Consider the following 18,723-nt stretch of genomic DNA (forward strand, 5'->3'; position numbering starts at 1 on the left):
TGGCAAATGCCACGCATATTAGTTGGCAACTGTTAATGTTGCAAGTGGACTAACCAATCATGCGTCCGGCATGGCCACCTTTACCCGGTCCGAGCTTATTCCACCCAGTGATACCCATCCCGCGCCAGCAGCGCAAACGACTCCGCCGGCCCCCAGGAGCCGGCCGCATAGGCATGCGGCTTCTCGCCCAGCGTGGCCCAGCCTTCGATGATCGGGTCGGCCCATTGCCAGGCCGCTTCCAGCTCGTCGCGGCGCATGAAGTGGGTCAGGCGGCCGCGCACGACGTCGATCAGCAGGCGCTCGTAGGCTTCGGCGCGGCGCTGCTGGAAGGCCGATTGCAGGTCCAGGTTCAGCGCCACCTGCTGCATGTGCATGCCGCTGCCGGGTTCCTTGGCCATCAGCTGCAGCTTGATCGCCTCCTCGGGCTGCAGCTCGATCACCAGGCGGTTGGCGACGCCGCCCGGCGCATCCGGGAACAGCGGGAAGGGCGGATTGGTGAACTCGATCACGATCTTCGAGGAGCGGCGCTGCATGCGCTTGCCGGTGCGCAGGTAGAAGGGCACCTTGGACCAGCGCCAGGTGTCGATGAAGGTTCGCAGGGCCACGAAGGTCTCGGTCTTGCTGTCCGCCGGGACGTTCTTTTCCTCGTGATAGCCGGGCACTTCCTGGTTGCCGCTGACGCCGCGCGTGTACTGGCCGCGCACGGTGTCGCGGGCGATGTCGGCCAGGGTGAAGCGGCGGAGCGAGCGCAGCACCTTCAGCTTTTCGTCGCGCACGGCGTCGGCGTTCAGTGAGGTCGGCGGCTCCATCGCGACGATGCACAGCAGCTGCAGCAGGTGGTTCTGGACCATGTCGCGCATCGCGCCGGCGCCGTCGTAGAAGCCGGCGCGGCTGCCGACGCCGACTTCCTCGGCCACCGTGATCTGCACGCTCGAGATGTTCGGCGCGCGCCACAGCGGTTCCAGGATCGAGTTCCCGAAGCGCAGCACCATCAGGTTCTGCACGGTCTCCTTGCCGAGGTAGTGGTCGATGCGGTAGATCTGCGATTCCGAGAAGTGCTTGCCGACCGCCTCGTTGATCTCGATGGCGGTGGCGAGGTCGGTGCCGAGCGGCTTTTCCAGCACCACGCGGGCGTTGGCGTCGACCAGGCCGGCCGAGGCCAGCTTTTCGCAGATGGTGGTGAACAGCGAGGGCGCGGTCGACAGGTAGAACACGCGCTGGGCGCCGGCGCGCGATGCATTCGCCAGGGCGCTGAAGTCCGGCGCCGCCTGCACGTCGAGGCGCACGTATTCGAGCAGTTGCAGGAAGCCGTCCCAGGTCTTCTCGTTGAAGTTCTCGGCGGCGATGAATTCACGCGAGTGTTCCTGCACGTGGGCCAGGTAGGCCTGGCGGTCGTAGTCCTGGCGGCCGGTCGAAATGATGCGGGTCGAGGCCGGCAGGTTGCCGTGCAGGTAGGCCATGTACAGGGCCGGCAGGAGCTTGCGCATCGCCAGGTCGCCCATGCCGCCGAAAATGGTCATGTCGAGGGGAAGGCCGGTATCCGATTCTGTCGAGAGGGTCATGTCGTGTTCAGTCTAAAAGTTGAAAGTGGCGCTGGGCCGGCAACCTCGTTACGGTAGCAGAAGGACAGCGGATGCGCTTGCACTGGCGGCTTGTGGACGGCGGCGCGCATGTCTTGCATTGTTAATTGCATAGCTTACAATCTGAGCGCGATTTAGGGAATGGCCAGATCGCTGACAAAGGGGTGTAAATGCCTTATTTCACGATGGTGATCGCCGATGTTGCGCCGCGCCGCCCCTGAGCTGCGGCCCGCCTTCGCCGCCGCCGGCCTGACCGCGGTGGCGATGCTGGCGTTTGCCGCCAACTCGCTGCTGTGCCGGCTGGCGCTGCAGCAGGACCGGATCGACCCGGCTTCCTTCGGCGCAGTGCGGCTGGCGGCCGGCGCGCTGGTGCTGGCCATCGTGATGCGGGCAAAGCGCCAGCCGGTGATGGGGGCCGGGGACTGGCGCTCGGCCGGGCTGCTGTTCGCCTATGTGGCACTGTTCTCGTTTGCCTACGTGTCGCTGCCGGCCGGCACCGGCGCCCTGATCCTGTTCGGCGCAGTGCAACTGAGCATGCTGGGAGCAGGGCTGCTGGCAGGCGAACGCTTTGCGCCGCCGGGCTGGCTGGGCTTGGTCATGGCGACGGCCGGGCTGGCGGTGCTGCTGTTGCCGGGCGCCGCCGCGCCGTCCCTGCCGGGGGCCGTACTGATGGCGGGCGCCGGCGTGGCCTGGGGCGGCTACTCGCTGCGCGGGCGCGGCGCGAAGGACCCGCTGGCCGCCACCGCCGCCAGTTTCCTGCGTGCGGCGCCGCTCGGCATCCTGCTGGCGCTGGTCTTCGCGGCGCGGGCGCATGCGGACGCGCGCGGGGTGGGGCTGGCGATCGCGTCCGGCGCACTGACGTCCGGGCTCGGTTATGTGGTCTGGTATGCGGCTTTGCGCCATTTGAGCTCGTTGCGAGCCGCGGTGGTGCAGCTGTCGGTGCCGCTGATTGCCGCTGTCGGCGGGGTTTTCCTGCTGGGCGAGGCCTTCACGTTGCGGCTGTGCGTGGCGGCGTTGGCGATTCTGGGTGGCATCGGGCTGGTGCTGGGCAGCCGGGCCGCGCGGAAGGCTTGATGGCGCTTCTCGGCGTCTGTGTATTTCTACAATTTGCAACTAACCGACGGGAGCGAACAAGCAAACAAAAAACCGGCCACCAGCAATCCGGGCGGCCGGCTTCCAGTCAACTCAGTGCAGGGCGATCATCTTACCCACGCCCGGCCCGCCATCCAGCTTCCAGCTCAGCTTGCCGCTACCCGCCGCCAGCTCGGCCGGCACGGCCACCTGCATGTCGAAGCTGACGCTGCCGTTGGCCGGAATCTGAGTTCGCCTCACGCGTTGCCCGGATGCCGGCGCAGGAAGTCGGCAAACGAGTCCACATGGCCCTCGAGGACGTCCGGGTCGAGCGCGAACATGGCCCAGTAATACAGCTCGCGGCCGTGGCAGGTCAGGGCCGGCGAGGTGAAACGGTGCCATTCCTTGTGCCGTACCGGCGAGTACATGCCGTCGCCGTCGCTGAAGTTCGGCACCACGCGGCGCTGTTCGAGCGCCTCCAGCAGCGATGGCGGCGCGCCGCCGTCGAGCGCGATCTCGAAGTGGGCGTTCATGCTCTGCTCGGTCTCGACGGCCAGCAGCCAGGGGCGGGCGTCGCGGTCGTACATCAGGAAGCCGGGTGGGGTCTTGTACAGGTAGTGCTCGACGATCTTGTGGCGGGCGCCGAGTTCGCGCACCAGGCCGCAGATGGCGGAGTCGTTGACGAAGCTGTAGTCGTGCAGCGCGAGCAGCATGCGCAGCGACGCCGACTGCGCCAGGAAGTAGCCCTCCTGCAGCTGGGTTAGTTCCTCTTCGAGGCGGTCGAGGGCGTGGGCGTCGCTCTTGCGCACGTAGCGGTCGATCAGGCCGCGGTTGAAGGCTTCGATGGCGACGCGCTCGTCGGCGACGCCGGTCAGCAGGATCTTCCGGCACGGCAGGTCGCGCACGGCCTCGCAGAACTCGATCCCGTTCATGCCCGGCATCGAGTAATCGACCACCAGCACCGAGGGCGTCATGAAGCGCCGGGGCTGGGTGCGGATGCCGCATACCTGCTCGACGTGCAGGGCGATGTTGTAGGGCTGGGGCGAGAGCGTGTAGGTGTCCACGCTGGGCGAGAGCAGGCCGGCCAGCGAGGCGGGGGCGGCGCCGTGCTCGCGCAGCCAGGCGATCGCCGCGCCCGTATCGCTGAAGCCGATGCTGGGGAAGCTCGGGCCGAGCTGGTAGCGCAGGCTGTGGATGAAGCTGGGGCTGTCGTCGACGAGGACGGTCATGGTCGGGTGCTGGTAGATCGGGAGAGTCATGGTAAGCCTCGGTCGTCAGGGGCGCGGGGAAGGAGCCAGTGCGGAGGGAGGACCCGCGGTGCGCATCGTGGCGCGCCGCTCCGCCGGGAACTCCAGCGCGAACACGGTATAGACCTGCTCGCGCGAGCGGCAGCGGATCTTGCCGTGCCAGGCGTGCACGATGTCCTTGCACAGCGCCAGGCCGATGCCCGAACCGGTGTTCGGCGGCCAGGAATAAAAGCGTTCGAAGATGTAGGGCAGCTGCTTCGCCGCGATGCCGCAGCCGCTGTCCATCAGCAGCAGGCGCGGGCGCCGGCGGGATCCGTCGACGATGATGCGCACCTTGCCCTTGCCGGCGCGCGCCACCGCCTTGAGGGCGTTGCGCAGGAGGTTGAGCAGCACCACCGCGCCCAGTTCCTGGCGGCCGAGGAAGGCGAAGTCCTTGCGCACCACCACGTCCACCAGCCCCCGCTGCTCCTCATTGGCGAAGGGGAAGCGCCCGATCACCGCCTCGACCATCTCCGCCATCGACAGCCGCTCGGAGGGCACCAGCTGCTGGCTCATGGCCGACGCCGACAACAGGAACAGGTCGATCATCTGGTTCATGTGGCGCACCTCGAACTGGATGCGTGCAAGTGCTTCCGGCACCCCGTCTTCATGGCCAAGGTGTGCGCGCCCGATCCCGCGCACGTTGGCGGCGATGCTGATCAGGGGCGTGCGCAGTTCGTGCGACACCATCGCCAGCGCCTGCGACATGCCGGACAGCTTCTCGCGCGCGAGCACGCGGCGTCCGACCTTGGTGACCGACACGATCACGATCGTGAAGACGTAGATCGGCATCTGTTCCATTGCAAGCGGGAAGGCGCTCAACCCTGATCGCATGGCGTCCGGGTCGCCGACCGTCACGTACAGCAAGCAGGCGGCCAGCGCGCCGAGGGCGCAGGACGCCAGCGCGAACAGCCAGTCGAAGTGGAACAGCGCGATCAGCGCCACCAGCAGCGATTCGCCCCAGACGGCCGAGCCGTGGTTCATCAGGAACATGAAGCTGAAGAAGAAGGGCATCACGTAGGTCACGCTGACGAACTCGTAAACGCGCAGCCAATTGCCCTTTATTTTGCGCGGGACCAACAGCGCAGGCAGACACAGCACAAAACCGATCACGCGCAGGTCCAGGCTCTCGAACTTTTGGGGGAACCAGGTTGTCCAGATGAGGTAGTACAAGGGCATGCCGATGCAACCCAGCCACGCCAGGAAGTGCAGACGCATGACGGAATACTCCTGCTGCTGCTCCTGGCGCAGCAGCCATGCCAGCAACGCGGGCCGGGTCAGGCGATAACGCGCCCTGATCGGCGCGCTCATGCTCGCAACACTCCTGTACAGCAGACTCTTCACTCGGTAGCTCCCGGTCATAGACCGTTTGTTTTCATTACTTGTCAATTCGAAATTGATCTCACTCAATTTTTGATTGAGCTTGACGGAAAGCGCTCAGTCGAGATTGATCTCGGTCAATTGTGCGGCGGAGAGACGCGAAGAAGCCTTGTGCAGGGACACAATAAAATTTTTTCCGGAGGAAAACATGTCTATCGTCAACGCCGCCCAGATCACCGCCCGTCCCGCCGCCACCCTGCGCATGCCGTCCTTCGTCACGAAGCGCATGGACGCCCACCACATCGACCGCATCGAACAATTAATGGGCGGCGAACACGTGCACGTCTGGAAGCGGCAGGGGCCAGGCGCGGTGATGCTTGCCGGCAACGATTACCTTTGCCTGGCCAACGAACCGGTCCTGCTCGATGCCCAGGCCCGTGTCCTGACCGGCAATGGCGGGCAGTCGCTGATGTCCGCCGTCTACCTGCAGGCCGGCAGCCAGCAGCACCGGCTGGAAGAAAAATTCGCCGATTTCATGGGCGCCCAGGAGACCATCCTGGCGCAATCGGGCTGGGCCGCCAATGTGGGGCTGTTGCAGAGCGTTTCCGAACCGGGCGTGCCGGTCTACCTCGACATGATGGCCCATGCCTCGCTGTGGGACGGGGTCAGGCTGGGCGGGGGCCAGGTGGTGCCCTTCCTGCACAATAATATGGAGCACCTGGAACGGCAGTTGAACAAGCACGGCGCCGGCGTGATCGTCGTCGATGCCCTGTACAGCACCGACGGCAGCCTGGCGCCCCTGCACGACGTCCTCGCGCTGGCCGAAAAGACCGGCAGCGTGCTGGTGGTCGACGAATCGCATTCGCTCGGCACCCACGGCCCGCGCGGCGCCGGGCTGGTGATCGAGGCCGGGCTCGAGGACCGCGTGCACTTCCGCACCGCCTCCCTGGCAAAGGCCTTCGCAGGGCGCGCCGGCATCATTACCTGTTCGAGCCGCTTCAAACCCTATTTCCTGTCCGAGTCGCGCCCCGCCATCTTCAGCTCCTGCATGCTGAATCACGAACTGGCCTGGTTCGACGTCGCCATCGACTTCGTCGAGCGCGCCGACGCCCGCCGCGCCACGCTGCGCCGCATCACCGAGGAAGTGCGCACCGGCCTCGGACGGCTGGGATATTGCGCCGACGAAGGCAGCGAGCAGATCATCGCGCTGGAGGTAGGCACCGAGCCCAAGACCCTGGTACTGCGCAAGGCGCTGGAAAACCGCGGCATCCAGGGCGCCGTGTTCTGCGCCCCGGCCACCCCCAAGAACCGCGCGCTGGTGCGCCTGACCCTGAACTGCGGCCTGAGCAAGCGCGAGATCGCCAAGCTGCTGGATGCCTGCGCCGACATGCGGGAGGAGGTCGACCTGGAAAGCTGGACCTCGACGGCCCGCCGTCGCCGCATTCATTGATTGCGGGTGACTCACAAAGCCAGAATGTTGGCTCGTAAAGCCAACGACTAAAACGTGGAGGTTTGACGCTTTCGCTTACTCTTATGGAACTTAACGTAAATGCAAGAGTTGATGCATGAACGGCAAGTGACCAATACAACGAGCTATCAAAGCCGAGGGTCAAGAGGAGACAAAGCGTGAGAGACAAATACAAGCTGGTAGGGCCGATCTATGACTGGCTGAGCGCCTTCTACAGCGGCAAATCCATCCATAAGTGCAAGATCGCCATGCTCGACCGGCTGCAGCCCGGCGACAAGGTGCTGTTCGCCGGCGTCGGGCACGGCAGGGATGCGGTATATGCCGCGCAGCGCGGCGCCGAGGTGACGGTGGTCGACCTGTCGGAGACCATGCTGAAGAAGTTCCAGGCCAACCTGGTCAAGGAGGGCGTGGAGGTCAACATCCGCCAGGTCCACAGCGACATCATGAAGGTCGAGGAAGAGGAGCGCTACGACATGGTCGTGGCCAACTTCTTCCTCAACGTCTTCCATGAAGACATGATGGTGAAGGTGCTGCAGCACCTGATCCGCCTCGGCAAACCGGGCGCCCAGGTGGTGGTCGGCGACTTCTCCTTCCCGACCGGGAATGTCCTGAGCCGGCTGGTGAAGACCCTCTACTGGTACGGCGCGGTCGGCTTCTTCTGGCTGTTCGCCGGGAACGCCTTCCACAACATCTACAACTACCCGGAGTGGATGAAAAAGCTGGGTCTGCGCATCCACGAGCAGAAGCACTACAAGCTGCTGCTGCTGAACTGTTACTGGTCCGTGCTGGGCGAGAAACCGGCCTGAGGCCGGGTCTTCACGTATTTCCCGAGCCTGAACGTCCTCCATCCCGCCGCAAGCCGCGGACGGATGGCAGGCCGCTCGCAACCCTAGCGGAGACCCCATGACAGACACCGCCATCGCGCTAACCCGGCCGTCCGCCGCCCAGGCCGACGCTGCTGTCCACGCCGACCTCGCACGCCGCGTCGCCTGGCTGAAGCAGTACGGCAGCCACCCGATGTCCTTTTCGACCATGCAGCCGGACATGTCCTATTTCGAGCTGCCCGGCGTCGGCTACATCGCCTACGCCCAGCACTGGGGGATGCAGTTCGCGCTGGCCGACCCGGTGTGTGCACCCTCGCTGCGCGCGGAAATGCTGGACCGCTTCCTCGAGCGCTTTCCCCGCGCCCTGTTCGTCCAGGTCAGCAAGGCCGTGGTCGACCACCTGCACGGCCGCCACGGCTACTACGGCACCCAGTTCGGCAGCGAATCGAAGATCGATTTGTCCGGCTGGAGCCTGCGCGGCGCCCGCAAGCAGATCATCCGCACCGCCGTCAACGGCGCCCGCGCCCAGGGCATCGAGATTCGCGAGGGCGGCTTCGACCACGACGTCAAGCGCATCTCGGAAGCCTGGATCCGCACCCGGCGCTGCAAGAACAACGAGATCCGCTTCCTGATCCGGCCCATGCTGATCGACTACCGCGAAGGCACGCGCTATTTCTACGCCATGCTGAACGGCGAGGCGGTCGGTTTCATCTTCTTCGACCCGATCTACAAGGATGGCCGCCTGACCGGCTATGTGCCGAACATCTCGCGCTCGTCCGCCAACTTCCGTCAGGGCCTGTGGTATGCGCTGATGGCCCACGCGCTGGCCGTGTTCCAGGAAGAGGGCGTGCCTTACGTCGACCTCGGCCTGGTGCCGCTGCAGATGGGCGGCGGTGTCGAGCCGCAGGAGTCGCGGCTGCTGCGCGCCACCATGTCGGTGATCCGCGAGCGCATGGACTTCCTGTACAACTTCAAGGGCCTGGAATTCGCCAAGTCGCGCTTCCAGGGCCGCATCGAAAAGACCTACTGCTGCCACCGCAACGCCATGCCGGCGCTGGCGATGACAGCCATGTTCCGCCTCACCCGCATCATCTGAACCATGACGACGCATCCATTCAGCGTACCGGCCGCCCTGTCCGGCAAGCGCATCCTCCTGACCGGCGCGACCGGCTTCCTGGCCAAGGTCGTGCTCGAAAAACTGGTCCGCACCGTGCCCGACCTGAAAGGCGTGATCCTCCTGATCCGCGGCGGCAAGGACGGCGACGCCCGCGAGCGCTTCCGGCGCCAGGTCGCGACGTCCTCGATCTTCGACACCCTGCGCGCCGAGCGCGGGGCCTGGCTGGAGCGCTTCTTCGACGAGCAGGTCGAGTGCGTGACCGGCGAAGTCACCGAGCCGCATTTCGGCATCGGCCTGGATGCCTTCCGCGCCCTGGCGGCGCGCACCGACCTGGTGATCAACGCGGCGGCCAGCGTGAACTTCCGCGAGCCGCTCGACCAGGCGCTGGCCATCAACACCCTCAGCCTGCACCACCTGACGGCGCTTGCGCGCGCCGCCAATGCGCCGCTGGTGCAGGTGTCGACCTGCTACGTGCACGGTTACCGGCGCGGCGAGATCGTCGAGAAGATGGTCGACCCGGCGGGACGCACGCCCATCCCGCGCGGCGCCGACGGTAACTACGACATCGCGGCCCTCGTCGACGGGCTGCAGCGCCGCATCGCCAGGGTTAGGGAACGGGTGCGCGACCCGGAACAGCTGGAGCAGGCCCTGACCGCGCTCGGCATCCGCGAAGCCAACCGCCACGGCTGGAACGACACCTATACCTTCACCAAGTGGATGGGCGAGCAGCTGGCCGTGCAGGGCATGCAGGGCCGCGCCATGAGCGTCCTGCGGCCTTCGATCATCGAAAGCACGCTGCAGGGCCCCGTGCCCGGCTGGCTCGAAGGCGTGAAGGTGGCCGACGCCGTGATCCTGGCCTATGCGCGCGGCCGCACCAGCTTCTTCCCGGCGCGCCCGGAAGGCATCATCGACGTGATTCCAGCAGACCTGGTCGCCAACGGCATCCTGATGGCGGCGGCCGAAGCGATGCAGGCGCCGAGTGGCCACCGCATCTACCAGAGCTGCAGCGGCTCCAGCAAGCCGATCCTGGTCGGGGACCTGATCCGCCTGCTGCAGGGCGAAGCGCAGCGCAACTGGCAGCAGTACGACAAGCTGTTCCACAAGGAGCCGAAGCACGCGTTCCGGGTAGTCGGCAACGTGCGCTTCCGGCTGGCGATGGCCGGCGTTGCATTGGGCGCGATGGCCTGGAGCGGCCTGCGCCGCCTGGCGGGCCAGCCGGGCGAGACGCCGGCGATGGAAAAGCTGCGCATCACGCGCCTGCTGGCGATCACCTTCTCCTTCTACGCCCAGCCGCGCTACCGCTTCCACAACGACGCGCTGCTGGCGCTGGCGGCGCGTTTCAGCGAGGCCGAGCGCCAGGCCTACCCGGTCGACGCCGGCCTGATCGACTGGGAAGACTACCTGTGCCGCGTGCACATGGCGGGGCTGAACCGCTATGCACTCAAGCGCAAGGAAGCGCGCGCCGCCCAGCCGCTCGATGCAAGCGACCAGGCGGCCCTGCCGCAGCCCGAAGCCGTGCGCTGACACGCCAATGTGGCTGCGGATGAGGCTCCATCCGTGCGTCATTCGACCGGGAAAGATGATATATCTGGCAATATAGTTACCAAAATATCATCGGAGACGCTTCATGAGGGGTCTGGGGCTGATGTCCGCGCCGCTGCAGGACGCATTGCGTCCGGCCGGCGTACAGGCCGAGCACATTGGCAGCCTGTGGAACCTGACCCTCGGCCTGTGCACACTGGTGTTCCTGCTGGTGTTCGCCGCCTGCGTGACCGCGCTCTGGATCGCACCGCGCGCCGACGCCGGCACGGCGCCGGATCTGAGCTCGCTGGCGCGGCCCGAACGCAGGACCTGGCGCACGATCGCCTGGGCCACCGGCGCCGCCACCGTCGGCTTGCTGGCGCTGCTGGCCGCCGACGTCCTGACCAGCCGTGCACTCGCGCGCATGCCGCTGGCGGATGCGGTCAACATCGAGCTGATCGGCCACCAGTGGTGGTGGGAGGCGCGCTACCTCGATGCCGATCCCGCGCGCGAATTCACCACCGCGAACGAACTGCACATCCCGGTCGGCAGGCCGGTGCTGTTCACCCTGCGCGCCACCGACGTCATTCACACGCTGTGGATTCCCAACCTGCAGGGCAAGAAGGACATGATCCCCGGCCGTACCGCCACCCTGACGCTGCGCGCCGACCGGCCCGGCACCTACCGTGGCCAGTGCGCGGAATTCTGCGGCATGCAGCACGCGATGATGGCGCTGCTGGTGGAAGCCGAAGCAAACGAGGATTACGAGGCCTGGGCCGCACGCCAGCGCCGGCCCGCGGCCGAACCGGCCGCTGAGGCGGCGCGGCGCGGGCGCGAGGTCTTCCTGGGCGGCTCCTGCGCCCGCTGCCACACCGTGGCCGGCACCAGCGCCAATGGGCGCATGGGCCCGGACCTGAGCCACCTGGCCAACCGCCGCACGATAGGCGCAGGCATCTTCCCGAACAACCGTGGCCACCTGGCCGGCTGGATCGCCAACCCGCAAGCCCTCAAGCCCGGCGTGAACATGGCGGCCAACCCGCTGCCGCCCGACGATCTGCAATCCCTGCTGGCCTATCTGGAGACCCTGAAATGAGTACAGTCGACACCGCGCAGGGGACCTGGCCCGACCGCGCCGGCCACAGCCTGCCGCCTGGCGACGCCCAAACCCTGGAACAGACCTGGAGCGACCCGCCGGGCTTCATCGGCTGGTTCGCCGCGGTCAACCACAAGACCATTGCCATCCGCTTCATCGTCACCACCTTCGTGTTCTTCGTCCTGGGCGGCCTGCTGGCGTTGGCGATGCGCCTGCAGCTGGCCCAGCCGAACGGCAAGCTGCTCGGGCCCGACCTCTACAACCAGGTCTTCACGATGCACGGCACCACCATGATGTTCCTGTTCGCCGTGCCGGTGATGCAGGCGGTGGCGGTGTACCTGGTGCCGCTGATGATAGGTGCGCGCAGCGTCGCCTTCCCGCGCATGAATGCCTTCGCCTGGTGGATCTTCACCATGGGCGGCGTCATGCTCTTCCTCGCGTTCTTTGCCAACCAGGGGCCCGATGCCGGCTGGTTCGCCTATGTGCCGCTGGCCAGCCTGGAATATTCGCCGACCAAGCGCGTCGACTTCTGGGCGCAGATGATCACCTTCACCGAACTGTCGTCGCTGATGGAAGCCGTGGTGCTGATCGCCACCATCCTCAAGATGCGCGCTCCCGGCATGAGCCTGAACCGCATGCCCTTGTTCGTCTGGACCATGCTGGTGACGAACTTCATGGTGCTGTTCGCGATGCCGGCCGTGATGCTGGCCAGTACCGCGCTGATCACCGACCGCCTGGTCGGCACCCATTTCTACAACCCCGACCATGGCGGCGACGCGCTGCTGTGGCAGCACCTGTTCTGGTTCTTCGGCCACCCCGAGGTCTACCTGATCTTCATTCCGCCGCTGGGCTTCATCTCCAGCATCATCGGCACCTTCTCGCGGCGGCCGGTGGTCGGCTATTCGGCCATGGTGCTCGCCCTGATCGCCACGGCCTTCCTGGCCTTCGGCCTGTGGGTGCATCATATGTTCGCGACCAACCTGCCCGAGCTGGGCAAGGCATTCTTCACGGCCGCCAGCCTGATGATCGCGATCCCGACCTCGGTGCAGATCTTCTGCTGGATCGCGACCCTGTGGACCGGGCGCATCAACTTCAAGACGCCGCTGCTGTTCGTGCTGGCCTTCTTCGTGATCCTGGTGCTGGGCGGGCTGACCGGATTGATGCTGGCCTCGGTGCCGCTCGACTACCAGCTGCACGATACCTACTTCGTCGTCGCCCACCTGCACTACGTGCTGCTGGGCGGCGCTGTGTTCCCGCTGTTCGGCGCCTTCTATTTCTGGTATCCGAAGTTCACAGGCCGCATGTTGTCGGAGCGCCTGGGCCGCTGGAACTTCTGGCTGTTCTTCATCGGCTTCAATGTGGCCTTCTTCCCGATGCACGTGCTGGGCCTGCAGGGCATGACGCGCCGGGTCTATACCTATCCGAAAGAGATGGAGTGGGGGAACCTGAACCTGGTGGCCAGCATCGGCGCGCTGACGATCGCCGTCAGCGTCTTGCTCTTCATCGTCAACGTGGTGCACAGCCACCGCCATGGCGAGCGGGCGTCCAGCGACCCCTGGGGCGCCGGCACGCTGGAATGGAGCGTTTCGTCGCCGCCGCCGATGGCGAACTTCAAGCTGGTGCCGGTCGTGTACGGCCGCGACCCGCTGTGGCAGGAAGCCGAGGCGCCGTATTACGCCACCGGCCTGGCCAACGATTTCCGCGAAGTCCTCATCACCTCGGTCGCCGACGCCAGGCTCGACCACCGCCTGTGGCTGCCCGGCCCGACGCTGTGGCCCTTCGTGGCCGCGGTCGCGACCACCATCCTGTTCGTCGGCTCGATCTTCTCGCCCTGGGCGGTGGTGTGGGGCGCGGTGCCGGTGGCCATCGCCACCACGGCGTGGTTCTGGCCCAAGCGCGAGATGACGGGCCGCCGCGTGGAATCGGAGCTGGCGCCATGAAGCCATCCGCTCGGGAACGCGACCCGAAGCGCGACGGCCGCCTGCTGGACGGCGGCAAGCTGCTGGACATCTCGACGCTGCCGACCTTCGGCTTTGGCCACCGCAGCCCCATGTGGTGGGGCACGCTGGGGCTGATGCTGATCGAAGGGACGGTGTTCGCGCTGGCCGTCATGGCCTACTTCTACCTGCGCAGCCATGCGCCGGCGTGGCCGATGGCGGAATTTCCGCCGGAGCTCATCTGGGGCAACGTGAACACCGCGATCATGCTGGCCAGCGCCATTCCGAACCACTACGTCAAGCGCGCCGCCGAACGGCTCGACCTCAAGCAGGTCAGGATCTGGCTGGTGGTGTGCATGCTGTTCTCGGTGGCCTTCCTGGCCGGCCGCGTGATGGAGTTCGGGGCGCTGAACACGCGCTGGGACAGCAATGCCTACGGCTCCATCGTGTGGATGCTGATGGGACTGCACACCACCCACCTGATCACCGACGCTTTCGATTCCGGGGTCCTGACGGTGCTGATGTTCACCGGGCCGCTGGAAGGCAAGCGTTATGTCGACGTCAGCGAGAACGCTGGCTACTGGTATTTCGTGGTGCTCAGCTGGTTGCCGATCTACGCCGTCATTTATTGGGGAGCGCGATTCTGACATGGGAAACTGGCCGGCCCTGCTGGTGGCGCCCTCGCTGGCGCTGACGAACCTGAGTGTGACTTATGCGATGGTGACGCCCGCCTGCTCGCGCCAGAGCATGCTGGCGCCGAACCTGGTCTGCGCCTTGTCGCTGCTGGCCTGCTTGTGGATGAGCTGGGGCGCCTGGCGCAACTGGCGCGCCAGCAAAGCCGCCGAAGGCCCGGCGGAAGGGGACAGCGATACCGTGCCGGCCCGCCCGCCTTTCGTGGCCCTGGTAGCCATGTGCGTCGGCGCGCTGTCCTGCCTGGCTGTGCTGGCGCAGTGGTTTCCGCAATGGGTGCTGTCGCCATGCGTAAGTTAATCTTATGCATGGTGGCGCTGGCGCCTTTGGCGGCGGGCGCGCACGACGTCGAGGGCCAGTACGCGGCGGCCGACGCGCTGTCCTGGGGCGCCGAGCCCTGGGTGCTGTTCCTGCTGGCCTTGCCGCTGCTGCTCTACGTGCTCGGCCTGCGCCGCCTGTGGCCGCGTTCGCGCCAGTCGCGCGGGCCGCTGGCGCGCCAGGCCGCCTGGTTCGGCGCCGGCTGGATCGCGCTGGCGCTGGCGCTGGCCTCGCCGCTGGATTCCGCCGGCAGCTTTTCCTTCGCCGCCCACATGGTCCAGCACGAATTCCTGATGATCGTGGCGGCGCCGATGCTGGTGCTCGGGCGTCCGCTCGGGATCTGGGTCTGGAGCCTGCCGGCGGCCTGGCGCCGCCGCACCGGCGCGGCCACCCACAATCCTGCCGTGAGCGCCGCATGGGACTCGCTCACGCGGCCGCTGAACGCCTGGCTGCTGCATTTTGCCGCGCTGTGGATGTGGCATGTGCCGGCCACCTTCCAGGCCGGCCTGGCCAGCAACGGCGTGCACGCGCTGCAGCACGCCAGCTTCTTGTTCTCCGCGCTGCTGTTCTGGTGGGCGGTGCTGGGGCGGCAGGGCGGAACGCAGGGGCGCGGCGCGGCCGTGCTCTACCTGTTCACGACCATGATGCACACCGGCGCCCTGGGCGCGCTGTTCACGTTGTCGGACACCGTCTGGTATCCCTACTATGGCAGCAAGGCCCAGGCCTTCGGCTTGACGGCGCTCGAAGACCAGCAGCTGGGCGGCCTGATCATGTGGATCCCGGGCGGCCTGGCCTATGTGGCGGCGGGCCTGGTCCTGTGCGCGCGCTGGCTCGGGCGTTCGTCGCAGGGCGCGGCGGCGGAGGCAGGGCGATGAAGCTGATCTTGTCCTGGATGCTTGTTGCCGCGCTGGCAGGCTGCTCAAAGCGCCCGCCAGAATTCGATGCGCTCAGCGGCGGCAACGCCCGCATCGGCCAGCAACTGATCGCGCGCTACGGCTGTGCCGCCTGCCACGAGATCAAGGGCATCGCCCACGCCGACAGCAAGGTCGGCCCCTCGCTGACCGAGATGCGCGACCAGGGCTATGTGGCGGGCGTGCTGCCGAACACCGCGGCGAATCTGATCAGGTGGATCCAGCACCCGCGCGCCGTCGACCCCAAGACCGCCATGCCGGAGCTGGGCGTGAGCGAGGCCGAGGCGCGGGACATGACCGCGTATTTATATAATCAGTGATGAAGGTTTGCTAAACTGCGTCTTTTACGCACCACCTCACCACACGATGTCCGCTCCGCTCGAGCTGCGCGCAGGCGCACTGATCCACCTGCTCCAAACGGACCCGCGCAGCAAATGCGATGGCGTGGCGGCCCTGGCAAAGGCGCACGCCGACGGCAGTCTCGCCATCGATCCCGCCGCCGGCTTCGAACCGGCCGGCGCCATTCCCGGCCGTCCCGAGAAACCTGAACTGGTGCCGCCGCGCCTGGTCGGCCGCCGCTCGATGGTCACGCCCGAGGGCCGCGCGATGCTGGTCCACGCGCTGGCCCATATCGAATTCAATGCCATCAACCTGGCGCTGGACGCCATCTGGCGCTTCCCCGGCATGCCGCTGGAGTACTACACGGACTGGCTGCGCGTGGCGAAGGAAGAGGCCTATCACTTCTCGCTGCTGGACGCGCACCTGGCCACGCTGGGCCACGTCTACGGCGACTTTCCCGGCCACGACAGCCTGTGGGAGATGGTCGAGAAGACCCGCGGCAACATCCTTGCACGCATGGCCCTGGTGCCGCGCACGCTGGAAGCGCGCGGGCTCGATGCGATCCCGCCGCTGCGCGCCAAGCTGGCCCAGGCCGGCGACATGGCGGCGGCCGAAATCCTCGACATCATCCTGCGCGACGAGGTCGGCCACGTCGAGATCGGCAACCGCTGGTACCTCGGCCTGTGCGCCGAACGCGGCCTGGAACCGATCGCCACCTACGAGGCGCTGGCGCTGCAGCACAAGGCGCCGGTGCTGAAGGGCCCGTTCAATCTGGAAGCGCGCCGCCGCGCCGGCTTCAGCGAGGCCGAACTGGCGCGCTACCGTGGCGACAGCGTCTCCTTCGCGCCATGAGCGACGCTGACGACACCGCAGCCCATCCGCGCGGCTTCCTGCTGACCCGCCACTGGCGCGACCTGGACAGCGGCGTCGAGCTGGAGTTCTGGCTGGCCACCGAGCACGGCCCGCGCCGCGTGCGCGTGGGCGGGCAGAGCGCCGTCGCCTTCGTCCCGGCCGAACAGCGCGAAGCCGCGGAATTCGTGCTGCGCGGTGAGCGCGGCTGCGAACTGCGCGAACTTGAACTGTCGGATTTCCACCATCGGCCCGTGCTGGGCCTGTACTGCCGCCAGTACCGCAAGCTGCTGGCGCTGGAGAAGAAGCTGCGCCAGCAAGGCGTGGACGTGTATGAAGCCGACGTCCGTCCGCCCGAGCGCTACCTGATGGAGCGCTTCATCACCGCGCCGGTGCTGTTTGCAGGAACCCCGGACGACAAGGACCCGCAGCTGCTGGTGGACGGCCAGCTGAAGCCGGACGGCGATTACCGGCCGCCGGTGCGCACGGTCTCGCTGGACATCGAGACCACCTTCCAGGGCGAGCTGCGCTCGATCGCGCTGGAAGGCTGCGGCCAGCGCCAGGTCTACATGCTCGGGCCGCCGAACGGCGATGCCAGCGTGGTCGACTTCGACTACGAATACTGCGACACCCGCCTGGCGCTGCTGGACCGGATGGAGGAGTGGTTCGTGCGCCACGATCCGGACGCCATCATCGGCTGGAGCGTGATCGGCTTCGACCTGCGCGTGCTGCAGAAGCATGCCGAGCAGATGGCGCGCCCGCTGCGCCTGGGCCGCGACGGCAGCCCGATGGAATGGCGCGAGCGCGCCGGCGGCGAATTCTACTTCGGCGGCATCGCCGGACGCCTCGTCATCGACGGCATCGAGGGGCTGCGCTCGGCCACCTGGAGCTTCCCGTCCTTCAGCCTGGAGTCGGTGTCGCAGACCCTGCTGGGCGAGGGCAAGGAGATCGGCAATCCCTACGACCGCATGGCTGAGATCGACCGCATGTTCTTCGAAGACAAGCCGATGCTGGCGCGGTACAACCTGAAGGATTGCGAGCTGGTCACGCGCATCTTCGAGAAGACCAACCTGATGGCCTTCCTGCTGGAACGCGCCAGCGTGACGGGCCTGTCGGCCGACCGCAGCGGCGGCTCGGTGGCGGCTTTCGAGCATTCCTACATCCCGCTGATGCACCGCCAGGGCTTCGTCGCGCCGAACATCGGCGACGTGCCGGCCGAGGACAGCCCCGGCGGTTTCGTGATGGATTCGACCTCCGGCTTGTACGACTCGGTGCTGGTGCTCGACTACAAGAGCCTGTACCCGTCCATCATCCGCACCTTCCTGATCGACCCGGTCGGCCTGGTGGTGGGGCTGGCCGAGCCGGAGGAAGCCACGGTGCCGGGCTTTCGCGGCGGACGCTTCTCGCGCACCCGGCACTGCCTGCCGGGCATCGTCACGCGCGTGTGGGCGGGCAGGGAAGCGGCCAAGCGCGAGAAGAACGCACCCTTGTCGCAGGCGCTGAAGATCATCATGAACGCCTTCTACGGCGTGCTCGGGACGCCGGCCTGCCGCTTCTTCGACCCGCGCCTGGCATCCTCGATCACGATGCGCGGCCACCGCATCATGCACCGCACGCGCGAGCTGATCGAGGAACGCGGCTACCAGGTGATCTACGGCGATACCGACTCCACCTTCGTCTGGCTCGGCAAGCCGCATGCGGACGAGGACGCGCGCCGCATCGGCCAGGAACTGGTGGACCACGTGAACAGCTGGTGGCGCGCGCATCTGCGCGAGGAATTGGGACTGGAAAGCGCGCTGGAACTGGAATACGACGTGCACTTCCGGCGCTTCCTGATGCCTACGGTGCGCGGCTCGGACGAAGGCAGCAAGAAGCGCTACGCCGGCATGGCCACCGCCGCCGACGGCAGCGACGAGATGGTCTACAAGGGTCTGGAAACGGTGCGCACCGACTGGACCCCACTGGCCCAGGAATTCCAGCAAGGCCTGTACGAGCGCATCTTCAAGCGCCAGCCCTACGAGGACTATGTGCGCGACTACGTGGCACGCACCTTGGCTGGGGAGCTGGACGAGCAGCTGGTCTACCGCAAGCGCCTGCGGCGGGCGCTCGACGAGTACGAAAGGAACGTGCCGCCGCACGTACGCGCGGCGCGCATCGCCGACGAATACCACGTGCGCCAGGGCCGGCCGCCGCAGTATCGGAATGGCGGCTGGATCCGCTACGTCATGACCACCGCCGGGCCCGAGCCGCTCGACGTCCGCGAGGCCGGGACGGGGACGACGATCGATTACGCGCACTATCTGGAGAAGCAGCTCGAGCCGGTGGCGGATGCGATCCTGCCGTTCATGGATGACAGCTTTGGGCGGCTGACCAGCCCGCAGGGGGCGCTGTTTTAGAGC

17 protein-coding genes are annotated in these 18,723 nt (G+C 66.8%); 13 read left to right on the forward strand and 4 right to left on the reverse strand.

All coding sequences use genetic code 11. The features are described 5' to 3' along the window. Positions 1-95: 95 nt before the first annotated feature. Positions 96-1,562, reverse strand: coding sequence for a glucose-6-phosphate dehydrogenase (zwf, locus tag AC07PE_RS10535; protein WP_498763947.1), 1,467 nt, complete (start codon positions 1,560-1,562; stop codon positions 96-98). 216 nt (positions 1,563-1,778) lie between these two features. Between zwf and AC07PE_RS10540 the strand changes: the two genes are divergently transcribed. Further along, the gene (locus AC07PE_RS10540; protein WP_498763949.1) at positions 1,779-2,654 is read left to right on the forward strand and encodes a DMT family transporter; all 876 of its coding nucleotides are present in this window, start codon (positions 1,779-1,781) and stop codon (positions 2,652-2,654) included. A gap of 111 nt (positions 2,655-2,765) precedes the next feature. Here AC07PE_RS10540 and AC07PE_RS10545 read toward each other — a convergent pair whose 3' ends face one another. The 3 genes from AC07PE_RS10545 to AC07PE_RS10555 are packed head-to-tail and all read right to left on the reverse strand — an operon-like array spanning position 2,766 to position 5,248. Continuing rightward, positions 2,766-2,912: a hypothetical protein gene (locus AC07PE_RS10545; RefSeq protein WP_498763951.1), complete on the reverse strand. Its 147-nt coding sequence runs from the start codon at positions 2,910-2,912 to the stop codon at positions 2,766-2,768. Then, positions 2,909-3,910: a response regulator gene (locus AC07PE_RS10550; RefSeq protein WP_498763953.1), complete on the reverse strand. Its 1,002-nt coding sequence runs from the start codon at positions 3,908-3,910 to the stop codon at positions 2,909-2,911. The genes AC07PE_RS10545 and AC07PE_RS10550 overlap by 4 nt, the downstream gene beginning before the upstream one ends. Positions 3,911-3,925: 15 nt before the next feature. Further along, positions 3,926-5,248, reverse strand: a complete 1,323-nt coding sequence (locus AC07PE_RS10555) for a sensor histidine kinase (RefSeq protein WP_498763955.1) — start codon at positions 5,246-5,248, stop codon at positions 3,926-3,928. Between the two features lie 217 nt (positions 5,249-5,465). On the opposite strand from AC07PE_RS10555, the gene cqsA reads away from it, so the two are divergent. The 12 genes from cqsA (at position 5,466) to AC07PE_RS10615 (ending at position 18,720) form a co-directional block, all read left to right on the forward strand. Then, positions 5,466-6,707 carry an alpha-hydroxyketone-type quorum-sensing autoinducer synthase gene (gene cqsA / locus AC07PE_RS10560; RefSeq protein WP_498763957.1) on the forward strand — a complete coding sequence of 414 codons (1,242 nt, stop codon included), beginning with the start codon at positions 5,466-5,468 and terminating at the stop codon, positions 6,705-6,707. Positions 6,708-6,883: 176 nt separating this feature from the next. Further along, the gene (locus tag AC07PE_RS10565; protein ID WP_498763960.1) at positions 6,884-7,531 is read left to right on the forward strand and encodes a class I SAM-dependent methyltransferase; all 648 of its coding nucleotides are present in this window, start codon (positions 6,884-6,886) and stop codon (positions 7,529-7,531) included. Between the two features lie 97 nt (positions 7,532-7,628). Further along, the gene (locus AC07PE_RS10570; RefSeq protein WP_498763962.1) at positions 7,629-8,645 is read left to right on the forward strand and encodes a DUF2156 domain-containing protein; all 1,017 of its coding nucleotides are present in this window, start codon (positions 7,629-7,631) and stop codon (positions 8,643-8,645) included. Between the two features lie 3 nt (positions 8,646-8,648). Then, positions 8,649-10,190: a fatty acyl-CoA reductase gene (locus AC07PE_RS10575; protein ID WP_498763964.1), complete on the forward strand. Its 1,542-nt coding sequence runs from the start codon at positions 8,649-8,651 to the stop codon at positions 10,188-10,190. Positions 10,191-10,293: 103 nt separating this feature from the next. Further along, complete coding sequence (gene coxB, locus AC07PE_RS10580) at positions 10,294-11,280, forward strand: cytochrome c oxidase subunit II (RefSeq protein ID WP_498763966.1); 987 nt, start codon at positions 10,294-10,296, stop codon at positions 11,278-11,280. Then, the gene (gene ctaD, locus AC07PE_RS10585) at positions 11,277-13,220 is read left to right on the forward strand and encodes a cytochrome c oxidase subunit I (protein ID WP_498763968.1); all 1,944 of its coding nucleotides are present in this window, start codon (positions 11,277-11,279) and stop codon (positions 13,218-13,220) included. Before coxB ends, ctaD begins: the two co-directional genes overlap by 4 nt. Further along, positions 13,217-13,864: a cytochrome c oxidase subunit 3 gene (locus AC07PE_RS10590; protein ID WP_498763970.1), complete on the forward strand. Its 648-nt coding sequence runs from the start codon at positions 13,217-13,219 to the stop codon at positions 13,862-13,864. Before ctaD ends, AC07PE_RS10590 begins: the two co-directional genes overlap by 4 nt. Position 13,865: 1 nt before the next feature. After that, a complete protein-coding gene (locus tag AC07PE_RS10595) occupies positions 13,866-14,207 on the forward strand; it encodes a hypothetical protein (RefSeq protein ID WP_498763972.1) in 342 nt (113 codons plus the stop codon). Continuing rightward, entirely contained in the window at positions 14,195-15,100 is a 906-nt protein-coding gene (locus tag AC07PE_RS10600; RefSeq protein ID WP_498763974.1) for a cytochrome c oxidase assembly protein, read from the forward strand. Before AC07PE_RS10595 ends, AC07PE_RS10600 begins: the two co-directional genes overlap by 13 nt. Continuing rightward, positions 15,097-15,456: a c-type cytochrome gene (locus AC07PE_RS10605; RefSeq protein ID WP_498763976.1), complete on the forward strand. Its 360-nt coding sequence runs from the start codon at positions 15,097-15,099 to the stop codon at positions 15,454-15,456. The genes AC07PE_RS10600 and AC07PE_RS10605 overlap by 4 nt, the downstream gene beginning before the upstream one ends. A 46-nt stretch (positions 15,457-15,502) precedes the next feature. Beyond that, positions 15,503-16,327, forward strand: coding sequence for a ferritin-like domain-containing protein (locus AC07PE_RS10610; protein ID WP_498763978.1), 825 nt, complete (start codon positions 15,503-15,505; stop codon positions 16,325-16,327). Next, positions 16,324-18,720, forward strand: coding sequence for a DNA polymerase II (locus tag AC07PE_RS10615; RefSeq protein WP_498763980.1), 2,397 nt, complete (start codon positions 16,324-16,326; stop codon positions 18,718-18,720). Before AC07PE_RS10610 ends, AC07PE_RS10615 begins: the two co-directional genes overlap by 4 nt. The last annotated feature ends 3 nt before the right edge of the window (positions 18,721-18,723 follow it).

This window comes from Telluria sp. GW821-FHT07G12, from assembly GCF_059418525.1.